At 35.9% G+C, this 12,488-nt stretch carries 15 protein-coding genes and 1 tRNA gene; 12 read left to right on the top strand and 4 right to left on the bottom strand.

The genetic code is table 11. The features are described 5' to 3' along the window. Positions 1-38: 38 nt before the first annotated feature. The gene (locus HH_RS08570) at positions 39-392 is read left to right on the top strand and encodes a hypothetical protein (RefSeq protein WP_011116614.1); all 354 of its coding nucleotides are present in this window, start codon (positions 39-41) and stop codon (positions 390-392) included. Here the strand turns inward: HH_RS08570 and HH_RS08575 are convergent. From HH_RS08575 to rpsT, 3 genes are read right to left on the bottom strand one after another with little or no spacing between them, the layout of a single operon-like run. Next, positions 332-1,411, bottom strand: a complete 1,080-nt coding sequence (locus HH_RS08575) for a glycosyltransferase family 10 domain-containing protein (protein ID WP_011116615.1) — start codon at positions 1,409-1,411, stop codon at positions 332-334. The genes HH_RS08570 and HH_RS08575 overlap by 61 nt on opposite strands. Beyond that, positions 1,408-2,475 carry a peptide chain release factor 1 gene (gene prfA / locus HH_RS08580; RefSeq protein ID WP_011116616.1) on the bottom strand — a complete coding sequence of 356 codons (1,068 nt, stop codon included), beginning with the start codon at positions 2,473-2,475 and terminating at the stop codon, positions 1,408-1,410. Before prfA ends, HH_RS08575 begins: the two co-directional genes overlap by 4 nt. A gap of 25 nt (positions 2,476-2,500) precedes the next feature. Next, complete coding sequence (gene rpsT, locus HH_RS08585) at positions 2,501-2,773, bottom strand: 30S ribosomal protein S20 (RefSeq protein WP_011116617.1); 273 nt, start codon at positions 2,771-2,773, stop codon at positions 2,501-2,503. A gap of 87 nt (positions 2,774-2,860) precedes the next feature. Between rpsT and glmM the strand changes: the two genes are divergently transcribed. Both glmM and lspA read left to right on the top strand, forming a co-directional pair. Next, positions 2,861-4,222: a phosphoglucosamine mutase gene (gene glmM / locus HH_RS08590; protein WP_011116618.1), complete on the top strand. Its 1,362-nt coding sequence runs from the start codon at positions 2,861-2,863 to the stop codon at positions 4,220-4,222. Between the two features lie 22 nt (positions 4,223-4,244). Next, the gene (gene lspA / locus HH_RS09380; RefSeq protein WP_011116619.1) at positions 4,245-4,745 is read left to right on the top strand and encodes a signal peptidase II; all 501 of its coding nucleotides are present in this window, start codon (positions 4,245-4,247) and stop codon (positions 4,743-4,745) included. Here the strand turns inward: lspA and HH_RS08595 are convergent. After that, positions 4,724-4,799: transfer RNA gene (locus HH_RS08595), tRNA-Val, on the bottom strand. The two genes, lspA and HH_RS08595, sit on opposite strands and share 22 nt — an antisense overlap. Positions 4,800-5,018: 219 nt before the next feature. Between HH_RS08595 and HH_RS08600 the strand changes: the two genes are divergently transcribed. From HH_RS08600 to HH_RS08640, 9 genes are all read left to right on the top strand, one after another. Beyond that, positions 5,019-5,861 (top strand): hypothetical protein, encoded by an 843-nt coding sequence (locus HH_RS08600; protein ID WP_011116620.1) that lies wholly within the window; start codon positions 5,019-5,021, stop codon positions 5,859-5,861. Between the two features lie 9 nt (positions 5,862-5,870). Next, positions 5,871-6,743: a hypothetical protein gene (locus tag HH_RS08605; protein WP_011116621.1), complete on the top strand. Its 873-nt coding sequence runs from the start codon at positions 5,871-5,873 to the stop codon at positions 6,741-6,743. Between the two features lie 56 nt (positions 6,744-6,799). Further along, on the top strand, positions 6,800-7,036 hold the full coding sequence (kcuS, locus tag HH_RS08610; protein ID WP_011116622.1) for a KCU-star family selenoprotein: 237 nt from the start codon (positions 6,800-6,802) through the stop codon (positions 7,034-7,036). Positions 7,037-7,115: 79 nt separating this feature from the next. Then, a complete protein-coding gene (locus tag HH_RS08615; RefSeq protein WP_011116623.1) occupies positions 7,116-8,168 on the top strand; it encodes a microcin C ABC transporter permease YejB in 1,053 nt (350 codons plus the stop codon). Next, on the top strand, positions 8,161-9,228 hold the full coding sequence (locus HH_RS08620; RefSeq protein ID WP_011116624.1) for an ABC transporter permease: 1,068 nt from the start codon (positions 8,161-8,163) through the stop codon (positions 9,226-9,228). The genes HH_RS08615 and HH_RS08620 overlap by 8 nt, the downstream gene beginning before the upstream one ends. Next, positions 9,215-10,798, top strand: a complete 1,584-nt coding sequence (locus tag HH_RS08625) for an ATP-binding cassette domain-containing protein (RefSeq protein WP_041309423.1) — start codon at positions 9,215-9,217, stop codon at positions 10,796-10,798. The genes HH_RS08620 and HH_RS08625 overlap by 14 nt, the downstream gene beginning before the upstream one ends. Beyond that, positions 10,785-11,450 (top strand): 3-methyladenine DNA glycosylase, encoded by a 666-nt coding sequence (locus HH_RS08630; RefSeq protein ID WP_041309424.1) that lies wholly within the window; start codon positions 10,785-10,787, stop codon positions 11,448-11,450. The genes HH_RS08625 and HH_RS08630 overlap by 14 nt, the downstream gene beginning before the upstream one ends. 27 nt (positions 11,451-11,477) lie before the next feature. Further along, entirely contained in the window at positions 11,478-11,918 is a 441-nt protein-coding gene (locus tag HH_RS08635; protein ID WP_011116627.1) for a hypothetical protein, read from the top strand. A gap of 288 nt (positions 11,919-12,206) precedes the next feature. Further along, positions 12,207-12,485: a hypothetical protein gene (locus HH_RS08640; protein ID WP_011116629.1), complete on the top strand. Its 279-nt coding sequence runs from the start codon at positions 12,207-12,209 to the stop codon at positions 12,483-12,485. The last annotated feature ends 3 nt before the right edge of the window (positions 12,486-12,488 follow it).

A 12,488-nucleotide genomic window follows, 5' to 3' on the forward strand; every position in this document is an offset into this window, starting at 1 on the left:
TACTAGGAGTTCAATTTTAGCTATAAAGGGGGGATATTATGGCACTGCAAGAAGAATTGAAACAACAAGGTGATTTTTTATTTCGTTATCGGAGTTATTTGCCCTTTGCTCTATTACTTTTTTTTCCAAAATTTACAGGTTATGTGCCAAGTAAGATGGATTTTTCTTTTAGGTCAATGCTTAGACGTGAGTATCATTCATTTTTTGGACTTACCTCTTCGCTTTTTGTATTTCATTATCTCATTGTAGTATTTGTGTGTTGGCTCAATGATTGGCATCTGCTTTTGCCTAATGAGATTCTTAGCTATCTTTTTGGTATATCGGCAGTATTTTATTTACTTGTGCGCTCTTTGGTGAAAAAGACGAAACTTTTTGAGGTCGCGGATAGATAAATAGACAAAAGATATTTTTTCAAAGTGCGCAGAGGTATTTGAAAAATATTTGCAAAATTATTGACAATCTGACGCGCTTTTTGAGCTTTTTTATATCGTTTTTCAATATTGCAACGCCATTGTCCAAATCCTCTGCGATAAGCTTTTTCTAAGGGTTGATTAAAAATATGAAGCAAAAAGTTTTCAAGTTTTTCATCAAATATTTTTTGATGATTTTTATCCAAAAATACAGGCTCACTTAACATTGATAAATAAGCTTCATCGTGGGTATCAAGAAAATAAATGGTTTCTAAAACTTCTTTGTAGCTCTCATATTTATGCATATTAATAAAAGACTTTGGATTTATCCCCCCCCCCATTTTATCTAAAGGCAAACTTATGCGTTCATCTCCCCAATAAATGGGTATGGTGTGTGCAGCAAAAGCTTGAATAAGTTTCTCGGTAATATAGCCATTTGTGCTTGAATTTTCAAAAGCGATATTGAATTTACCCTCTTTTAAAAAAGCATATTTATCTACGACAGGATTCCCAATATTATTTTTGTATCGTCCACCGCTATCTACACGATTATATTGACTTAAAAAATCAAAAAATTGTGTGCGTATCTCATCTGCCTTACCATTGCTTACAACAAAAGTGCAAAAACGACTCTTATTTTGGAGTGTCTCTGGTGTAATATGTAAGTGTTTGTTCATAGCTTTTTGCATATCAGATTCGCAGTGAAGATAAAGTGGATAGCGCAAATATCGGTCTTCAAAATGTATATAATCATATCCAATAGCGTAATCACAAAAATTAAAATCTGCTCGTAGATTTTCGCCTGTGGCAAAGATTCTTACTTTATTGTAATTAAGATGTTCAAATCCCATACAAGAGTAAAAAATATAATCTGGGTCCTTATTGGTCAAAATAAGTTCATAATGTTGTTCAAGTAAAGCAACAATTTTCCCTTTCACTGCCCCATCACAAAAATATACTTTTTTTGTGGGCTTGTGAGTTTTTGTGCAACCTTGGTTCATTGTTCTATGTTTCCCATAGCTTGACTTTGAGCGTGAGCAATGAGAGGATTGATAAATTCATCAAGTAAGCCACCAAGCATAATCTCTTCAAGGCTATAAAGAGTTAAGCCGATTCTATGGTCTGTAAGGCGATTTTGTGGATAATTATAAGTGCGGATTCGTTCACTTCTATCACCACTTCCTACCTGAGTTTTACGCGCTTCTTTGTTTTGCGCATTTTGCGCTTCAAGCTCTGCCTCATAAAGTCTTGCTTTAAGAATCTTAAGAGCCTTATCTTTATTTTTGTGTTGAGATTTTTCATCTTGCATAGAGACGCTAATACCTGTAGGAATGTGCGTGATTCTCACTGCTGAATCTGTGGTATTTACGCTTTGCCCTCCGTGCCCACCACTGCGAAAAACATCAATTTTTAAATCATTAGGATTAATATTAATCTCCACATCATCAACTTCAGGCATAATTGCTACAGTGATAGCTGAAGTGTGAATGCGTCCTTGAGATTCTGTCTCTGGCACTCTTTGCACCCTGTGGGTGCCTCCTTCAAATTTGAGCTTAGAATACGCACCATTTCCTTTGACAAGTGCAATAACTTCCTTGTAACCACCGACATTATTTTCATTTGAGCTTATGATTTCAACTTTCCATTTTTGTAAATCCGCATAACGACAATATGCTTTAAACAAATCTCCTACAAAAATCCCTGCCTCATCACCGCCTGTCCCAGCACGAATCTCAAGGTAGATATTTTTGTTATCATTTGGGTCTTTGGGGATTAGAAGAAGTTTGATTTCCTCTTCTAATGTGGCTTTAGCAGATTCTAAATCTTTGAGTTCTTCTTTGGCAAGTTCGCCAAGCTCTTTGTCTTCAAGCAAAGCTTTATTTTGCACGATATTTTCAAGGATGGAAAAATATGTTTTGGCATTTTGCGCAATAGATTCTATATCGCTTTGTTCTTTGCTAAGCTCTGTGAGCTGTTTGATATTTGAGAGAACGGATTCTGAACTAAGGAGGCTTGAAATCTCATCATAACGTGCCACAATGGGTTTAAGTTTGTCAATAAGCATTTCAACCTCTTAAAAATATAATAATTTAAGCAGATTGAGCGATTTTTTTCACACTTGCATTAAGCCGCGATACTTTGCGTGCAGCAGTGTTTTTTTTCAAAATCCCTTTGCTGACATATTTATGAAGTTCTTTATTGGCAATTTTGAGCGCTTCTTGTGCTTTTGCTACATCTTTGTTTAAAACAGCCTCACGAAGGTCTCTGACAATATTTTTAATACGCGTTTTGTAGTATCGGTTGCGTTCAGTTCTAGTTTTTGTTTGCCGAATGCGTTTTTGAGCAGATTTATGATTTGCCATTTTTATTAGTCCTTTTTTTAAAAAATTAGGGCAAGATTCTGCCAAAAGTTTGATTAAATGCAGTTTAAAAGTCTGTAAGGGGATTGAATGAAGACAAAAGATACAAAGGCAAAACTATTTGGCACTGATGGTGTCCGAGGACGTGCGGGGGAAGTGATTACTCCCTCAAGTGTGATAGCTTTAGGAACAAGTGCGGGGATACACTTTCGCCAACATTCATTGACAAATAAGATTCTCGTAGGCAAGGATACACGTCGTAGCGGTTATATGATAGAAAACGCTCTTGTTTCTGCTCTCACTTCTGTGGGCTATGATGTGATACAAATTGGTCCTATGCCTACTCCCGCCGTTGCTTTTTTGACAGAGGATATGCGATGCGATGCGGGAATTATGATAAGCGCAAGCCATAATCCCTATGATGATAATGGTATAAAATTCTTTAATCATTATGGTTATAAACTTGCTCAAGAAGAAGAAGAAAGTATAGAATCTTATTATTACAATCCCACCTCGCTCCAAAGCGCACTCAAAAGTGGGCTAGAAATCGGTAGTTCAAAGCGTATTGATGATGTGGTGGGACGTTATATTGTGCATATTAAAAATTCTTTTCCAAAGAATCTAACTTTACGAGGATTGCGTATAGTGTGTGATTGTGCTAATGGTGCGGCATATCGTGTTGCTCCTATTGTGTTGAGCGAATTAGGAGCTGATGTGATAGCTATTAATGATGAGCCTAATGGATACAATATCAACAAGCAGTGCGGAGCTATGCACCCTGAAGGCTTGGCTCAAGAAGTGATGACATATCGTGCTGATGTGGGCTTTGCTCTTGATGGCGATGCGGATAGATTAGTGGTGGTGGATAATAAAGGAAATATTGTCAATGGTGATAAACTCATCGGTGCACTTGCTTTGTATCAAAAGCAAATTGGCAAACTTGAAAATAATGCTATTGTGGCAACTTTGATGAGTAATCTTGCACTTGAAGAGTTCCTTAAGTCTCATCAAATAGGGCTTCATCGTTGCAATGTTGGAGATAAATATGTATGGGATAAAATGCGTGAGCATAAGCTTAATTTTGGAGGGGAGAGCAGCGGACATATTATTTTTAGTGATTATGCAAAAACTGGCGATGGCTTGGTGAGTGCATTGCAAGTTTTAGCACTTTTAATCCAAAGTGGGAAAAGTTCTCAAGATGCGCTTAATCCCTTTGAGATTTATCCGAGCGAGCTTGTGAATCTTAAAGTTTCTCAAAAAAAGCCACTTGAAAAAATTAATGGATTGCAAGAAAAATTAGATTCTATAAGTGCATCTGGGAATCGCTACCTTGTGCGCTACTCTGGCACAGAAAATAAACTTAGAATCTTGGTGGAAGGTAAAGATTACAAGCTTGTGAGTGAGCAAGTTAAAATGCTTGTTGATTTATGCCAAAAGCAGCTCAATGTGTAAATAACAAATAAAATGAGACAATATGACTTTTGCATTTAGGCATTTAAAGCAGATTACAGCAAAACAACTAAGCATTTTTATCGTGCTTTTTATCCTAAGTATAGCTCTTGATCAATGGGTAAAATTCATTATGCTTGAGGGCTTTGTATGGGAGAGTGAAGCAATAACTATCGGGGGGAGGGCTCTTGTATATAATAAAGGCGTAGCATTTTCAATGTTTAGCTTTTTAGAGGAATATTTAAAATATATTCAGATTCTGCTTTTGATTATTTTATTTGCAGGTGCATTGTGGAGTGATTTTTTTATTAAACATTATGTGCCTCTTGGCATTTTAATTGGTGCGGGTTTATCAAATATCATTGATAGATTTGTATATGAGGGAGTTGTAGATTATGTGTATTGGCATTATTGGTTTGATTTTGCAATTTTTAACCTTGCTGATGTGCTCATTGATATAAGTGTGGTGTTGATGATTTATCAAATGTTACAAGAAAAAAGAAATGGTGGCCACGACTGGACTTGAACCAGCGACCACTACCATGTCAAGGTAGTGCTCTACCAACTGAGCTACGCGACCTTTATTATAAAAACTTTAAATCATTGCCAACAAAGGCGACACTAAGTTAAAAAGAGCGGATTCTATCTCAAGCTTGATTTAAACTTTCTTAAATATTATTTGATTTTCTTGTGCCATATCGCTTTAGCAGTTCATTGTTTGTCGTTATATTTAATAACTTGATTTTGTTTTTTTTTTTTTTGATAATATGTTTATAAATAAATTTAGGTGGGGGAATTTATGAAACGCATTTTATTAGTTATTTTGGTATTGGTTTTAGGTGTGCAGAGCAAGGCTGATGAGCTAATAAATGGTTCTTTTTCAAAATTAGGATTAAACTTTGCATATTTAGCGCATAATGCAGGGAAAAGCCATATAGATTCCCTGCATATAGCCTTGCATTATGATTCTTATTCTATTTTTGAAAATGGTTTTGTTTGGGGCTCAGATGCAATGTTAGGAGGTAGCACAGGAAATATTAATAAGCACTATCCTTTGCAAGGCACAGAGAATCTTACAAGTCAAAAATCACCTGTGGGCAGTGTGAATTTATTTTTTGATGGTCTTATATATGTTGGTTATTCGCTAATAAGGCGGAGTGTTGATATGCCTTTATACATTGGCACAGGCTATAAATTTGCTACTTTCCTCTCTGTTTCAATCAATACTCCTGCTGCTGGACAAATTTTAGCTTCTTATTTGCCTATTGAATTGCGAGGTGATATAAGAGTGCGTCCTCGCGTTGCTTTTGAATATCTTTTAGCCTATGATATAGGCTTATCTCAATCATTGCTTGTTCAATATGATGCAGGTGATAATAAAAGAAATCTTTCAATGAATAGAGGCTATGGATTACGCTTAAGTGTTGGTGGGAGGTATTATGTAAGCAAAGAAACTTTCTTTTATGCTAATATCTTAGCTTCATACCAAAGCTTTGGGGCATCAGAGAGTGCAACTATTAGTATTGCACAACCACCTGCGGGTTCAAGTGGCACACCCGGTTACTTACCCGGAAGTGCTGTTGTCTCTTATCCACGCTCAAGTATAAGCTATGTGGGCTTACGATTTGGCATTGGATTCTAAGGAGGCATAATGAAAGCAATGAAACTATCTCAATTTTTTATCACAATGTTTCTTTTTTGTGTTTTGTTCTGTGGTATGAGTAAGGCAGATGAGAGTATTTTTGCAGGAGATTCTCAATCAAAATGGCAAAAAAGCCTTATCAAACAGGGCTTTTATCGCTCTCTTGGTTTTTATAGTGGGTATTATCGCTATACTGAACCCACAGTGATGCACATAGATACCTTGATGTTTGGACTTATAGGACAGATAGGGCATATCTCGCAAGGTATTAAGCTAGAGGGGACATTGAGAGTAAATTATGCACTTGGGCTTTATACAGGTGGTATTTTAGACCCAGATAATCCCGATAGAGACGGAGAGAAGGCATATGGTATGGATGGCTCTGTTGCTGGAGATATAGAGTTAAAGGGTGGATATAATCTCTTGCATTCTTCAAATGCCACACTTTATCTCCAAACAGGACTGGGTTATCATCTTAATCGCAATGAGTTTATGTCAATGGATAGAATACAGGGGTATTTTTATGTGCCTTTAGAGATTGAGGGAGAGGCACTTTTAAATTCAAAAATAGCATTTACCTATGGTGGTGGCTATCGTTATTTGATTTTTGGTAATCACCTCTCTACAGCGAGTAAATATGGCTATACAGGTGATGTAAGAGTTACACAAAAAGAGGGCTTTGGATTTTCAGCCTTTATTGGAGCAAATTTTTTCAATAAAGCAAGAGAATTGCGTTCATTTCGTTTAGTATATGAATATTGGAATATTGGAGATTCAAAGAGCATAAGAACAGAGAGCATTTATACAGGTAATGAAGTGTATTTATATGAACCTAAAAATAATACACATCGTCTTTTTATTCAATACAGCTTTGGGTTTTAAGTTAAACTAAATACGCTATATTATAGCTTTTAGATTCTATAAAAGCGTGGGAGTCAATGGAAAATAATGACAAAACGCGTAAGGGGCATTCGTATAAACTTTGGTGGCATAAGCTAAAGACACTCTATCGGCGTAGTGATAGATTTTTTCATTTGCTAGTGGGTATGCCAAGCTATGATAAATATTTAGAACATATGAGAATCCACCACCCTGATACAATCCCTAAGACGCAAAAAGAGTTTTTTACAGAAGCTTTAGAGGCAAAGTATGGTGCAGGAAGTGCAAAATGCTGATAAACAATATCTCGCAAGGTTTGCGACAACAAATTTTCAAGCATTTTATTCTTACACAGATTTTTTACAAGAGCGTCCGATGTTAGGCTATATTTTCAAACGGCTTTTACTTGTTATCCCCACTCTTATAGGTGTGATGAGTATTAATTTTTTGCTTATGCAGCTTGCCCCTGGTGGTCCTGTGGAGCAGACAATAGCTAAAATAGAGAATCTTGGGCATTTAAGTGAGGCAGCAGTAGGGCAAAATACTCTTTATAAAGGTTCTATTGGCTTAGAGCCTGAACTTATAGAAGAGATAAAAAAACTCTATGGCTTTGATAAGTCTCTAAGCGAACGATATTTTCAAATGCTTTTTCATTTTGCCTGTTTTGATTTTGGTGAGAGTTTTTATAGCCAATCAAGTGTGCTTTCAATCATCGCACAAAAATTGCCTGTGTCTATTTCGCTAGGGATATTTAGCACACTTATTATTTATCTTATTAGCATTCCGCTAGGTATTGCAAAAGCAGTGCGTAATGGTTCGCATTTTGATGTGATAAGTAGCGTCATTATTGTTGTGCTTAATGCGATTCCGGCTTTTATGTTTGGTGTGGTGCTTATCGTGCTTTTTTGTGGAGGGAGTTATTTTGATATTTTTCCTTTACGAGGGCTAGTGAGCGAGCATTTTGAATCTTTAAATATGTGGGGCAAGATTAAAGATTATTTATGGCATTTATTTTTGCCTGTGCTGTGTATTTCCATAGGTGGTTTTGCAACTTTAAGTATGTTAAGCAAAAATTGCTTTTTGGAGGAGATTCGCAAAAGCTATGTGATAAGTGCTAAAGCAAAGGGTGGGAGCGAATCTTATATACTTTATAAGCATATTTTTCGCAATGCAATGCTTTTAATCGTAAGCGGATTTCCTGCTGTGTTTGTGGGTGCATTTTTTAGCGGAAGTTTGCTTATTGAAATTATTTTTAGCCTTGATGGTTTGGGACTTTTGGGATATGAAAGTGTGATTAACCGCGATTATCCTGTTATTTTTGGCACTTTATATATTTTTACTTTTATTGCCCTTGTGATAGGTATTATAAGTGATGTGATGTATTATCTCATTGACCCACGTATCCATTTTGGGAGCAAAAATGTCTAATAGTATGCTCAAAACTCGTTGGTATGTCTTTAAGCAAAATAAACGCGCTTTTTATTCCCTTATATGTTTTGCACTCCTTTTTTTAATAAGCGTATTTGCAGAATTTATCGCTAATGACAAGCCACTTTTTATTTATAAAGATTCCAAAATGTATTTTCCTGTGTTTGTAAATTACCCCGAAACTACTTTTGGTGGGGATTTTGAGACTTGGAGTGATTATTTAGATAGCTATGTGAGAGATGAATTACTTAAAGATGCTTTTGTTGTTTATGCGCCTATTCCTTATAGCTATAATAGTATTGTTATGGATTTACCTACTCAAGCCCCGACATCTCCTGATTCTAAGCATTATCTAGGCACAGATGATAAAGCAAGAGATGTAGCTGCGAGGCTTATTTATGGATATAGAATCTCTATTATTTTTGCCCTTATTTTAAGTATATGTAGTGTGATTATCGGTGTAAGCGTAGGAGCATTGCAAGGATATTATGGAGGTAAAATTGATTTAATAGGGCAGCGGCTCATTGAGATTTTAAACGCTGTGCCTATTTTGTTCGTGATTATTATCATTTCAAGTGTATTTGAGCCAAGTTTTATGTGGATTTTATGCGTGGTGTTGGCTTTTTCGTGGATGATACTTGTCAATCTTGTCAGGGCTGAATTTTTAAAAGCACGGAATCTTGAGTATGTGAGAGCTGCAAAAGCTATGGGTGTGAGTGATATAAAAATTATGTTTGTCCATATTTTGCCCAATGCAATGAGTGCTACGCTTACTTTCACGCCTTTTATTATGGCTGGAAGTATCGTAACACTTAGTAGTCTTGATTTTTTGGGCTTTGGTATGCCTGTAGGAAGTGCGAGTTTAGGCGAGATTCTCGCACAAGGTAAAAACAATCTCTCTGCTCCACATTTAGGTATAAGTGCTTTTATAGCACTTTGCGTGTTGCTTTCAATCCTTGTTTTTATTGGTGAGGGTTTACGCGATGCACTTGACCCACATATAAAGCCAAGTATGCAATCTCATACGAATTTAAAGGATAAAAATGATTTTAGAGATTAAGAATCTTTATGCTTCATTTTTACACTCCTCGCATTTTAGTTTGAACAATGTCTCTTTGAGCATTGCTAAGAGTCAAAAAGTTGCACTTGTAGGAGAATCTGGTTCGGGCAAAAGTATGCTTGCACAGATGATTTTACGACTCCAAAATAATATTAGCATTCAAAGCGGGGAGATATGCTTCAATCATCACAATATCCTTACTCTTAACTCAAAGGATTTACGCTCTTTGCGAGGAAAAGACATTGCTTATATTCCCCAAGAGCCACTCTCAAGTCTTAATCCACTTCATAAAGTAGGAAAACAGATTTTAGAGAGTTTTTATATCCACGCGAATGATCTTTATCCGCATTTACGCGGCAAAGCATTACATACAAAAGCACAAGAAAGGCTAGAAGAAGTATTAGAATCTGTCAATTTAAGCACACATTTGGTTCATCGTTATCCTTTTGAACTTAGCGGAGGACAAAAGCAGCGCGTGGCTATTGCGATGAGCATTATTAATAATCCCACACTTCTTATTTGTGATGAACCAACAACGGCGCTTGATGTGCTTATTCAGCGGCAAATTATGGAGCTACTTTCTCATCTTAGCACCACAAGTGCGATTTTATTTATAAGCCACGATTTGGGTGTGGTAAAGGGATTTTGCGATAAGGTTGTAGTGATGAAAGAGGGCAGAGTTTTGGAGGAAAATACAACAAGTAATATTTTTACGCACCCTACGCATTCTTATACACATTTTCTTATAGAATCTTTGATTTTGCCTACTAAGGTGCATAAGAGAGTAAATCCAAAAGATAGCACGCTTTTAAAGGTAGAAAATTTGAATGTGGGTGTATCTGTGCGGCATTTTTTCAAAACGCATTTTAAAGATCTTGTATCAAATGTCAATTTTACCTTGCAAAAAGGGCAGATTCTAGGTGTTGCTGGGGCTTCAGGCAGTGGGAAATCAAGCCTTGCATTAGGATTATTGCGCTTACTTGAGATAAAGGGGACGATATATTTTAAAGGACATAATTATGCAAGTCTAAAAGATATGCAAGAATTAAGAAGACATATCAGCATTGTATTCCAAGACCCTTTTTCCTCACTTTCGCCAAGATTTACTATAGGAGATATTATTGCAGAGGCATTGGGTGGGAAATTTGCTGTTTTTAAAAAACAAGTGGAATGGGCATTAGAATCTGTGGGGCTAAATACGCATTTTGCACAAAGTTATCCTTTTGAACTTAGCGGAGGACAAAAACAGCGCGTGGCTATTGCTCGTGCCATTGTGAGGAAACCTTCAATTTTACTCCTTGATGAGCCAACTTCTGCACTTGATAAAAGCTCTCAAAAGCTTATTCTCACGCTTTTATTGCAGCTTCAAGAACAATTAGATATGAGTTATATATTTATTACCCACGATTTAGAAATTTTACAAGCCTTAAGCGATGAGATTCTTATCTTGCATAAAGGGCGTGTGGTGGAGCAAGGAGTGAGTAAGGAAGTTTTTGCAAATCCTCAAAATGCGTATGCAAAAAGTCTTATTACAGAGTTTTTTAAAAGAGGGAAAAATGATAGAATCTAGCTTTAGCTTACTTAAAGCACTTAAATCTTATGGACTTTTAGAAGGTAAACCAAGCTGGTGGTGGGAAGGAGCAGGAAGCTTTGAAGTGGTTCTTGGAGCAATTTTAGTGCAAAATACGCAATGGAGTAAGGTAGAAATAATGCTTGATTCTATGAAAAAGGCTGGAATTTTAAATGGAGATTCTCAAAAAGATTTAGCACAAATGGCACATATAGAATCTTATGTCTTGCAATCACATATCATTGGTTTACAGAGGCAAAAATCAGCTTATATTATAAATATTTCACAGGCGATTTTAGCAGATTTTGGAAGTTTTGAAAGCTTTAAGGAAAATGTGGATTTTGAATGGCTTATTACGCAAAAAGGCATAGGGCGCGAGAGTGCGTATGCAATTTTAAATTATGTTTGTGAGCGTGAGGTAATGGTTGTGGATAGATACACTTACAAGCTGCTTTGTGCGCTTGGTAGGGAAATAGAGGATTATGAGGAATTAAGGGCATTTTGTGAAAATGGGGTAAGAGAGAATCTTGCTTTAGTCTATGAGATTTATCCGCAAGATATGAATTTGGCGCAGATTTTTGCACGTTTTCACGGCAAGATTGTAGAATGGAGTAAGACAAAGCAGGATATAAAACATATTTTGATACAATAGACTTGAGCTTTAAGGAGGAGAAGCAAAATGAAAGTCAATATAAAAAAAGTTTGGTTTTTAGGAATAGTATTTGGCATTCAAGTTTATGCATTAGAACATAGCCACCCTAAAGTCCCTTGTGTGCCTCAAGATGAGGTTACCAAACATTATAGTGCTATACAAAGTAAATCTGTTCCTGAGTGTTTGGATTTATTTAACAATAAAGTAAAGTTGGGTAGTCATTGTGTATATAAAAATAAGACATTAGATGATGTGTATAATTCATTAAGAAAAAAACATTCGTTTTTGCCTCAAAAAATATCCACACAAAGTATTTTAGAGCAAAGACACGCTGCAGAGATAGAATTGCCTTCAGAAAATCAAGTTTTAATTTTACTCTCCTTTGATACAGATAAGGCGCATCATCTTATCACTTATGATGAGAACAATAACACTACGATACATACTACTTGCTTTGTTATGCCTTGATGTGATAGTCATAAGAATGATTTTTGTAGTATATCAAAGTAGTGTTTCTAAGGAGACGACAATGAAGAAATTTTTTTATTGTTTGTGGTATTAGAGCTTTGTGGAGTAAATCTTCTATTTGCATTAAATATAGAAACTCATTTGATGTATTTTACGCCACAAGATTCAAAAAGTTTTATGTTCTATAATGACAAGCAGTATTATAATTGATAATGTTTTTATTTTTAAGTGATATTTAAATCTTTATTTACTAGTATATAAGGCTATGCAAAAACTTAGGAGGTTGCTATGCAAAGATTTTCTAGTATTGTGGTGGTTTTAAGTCTATGTGTCGCTACTCTTAGTGCGGCTAAACCTCAAAAAGAACTTACAAATGCTGATAAAGCATTGCTTTTTGGGAATACAGAAGTGAATGTCGTTGCTTTAAGTGATGAGGAAATGAAAAATACAACAGGAGAATTTTGGCTTACTGCAATAGGCATTACAGGGGTTACTTGGGGACTTAATTGTCTTTTAAATAAGAACTGCAAGGATGTTAGTTTTACAAGCCCACCTATAAATTGGTAATTG

The sequence above is a fragment of the Helicobacter hepaticus ATCC 51449 genome (assembly GCF_000007905.1).
GTDB lineage: Bacteria > Campylobacterota > Campylobacteria > Campylobacterales > Helicobacteraceae > Helicobacter_C > Helicobacter_C hepaticus.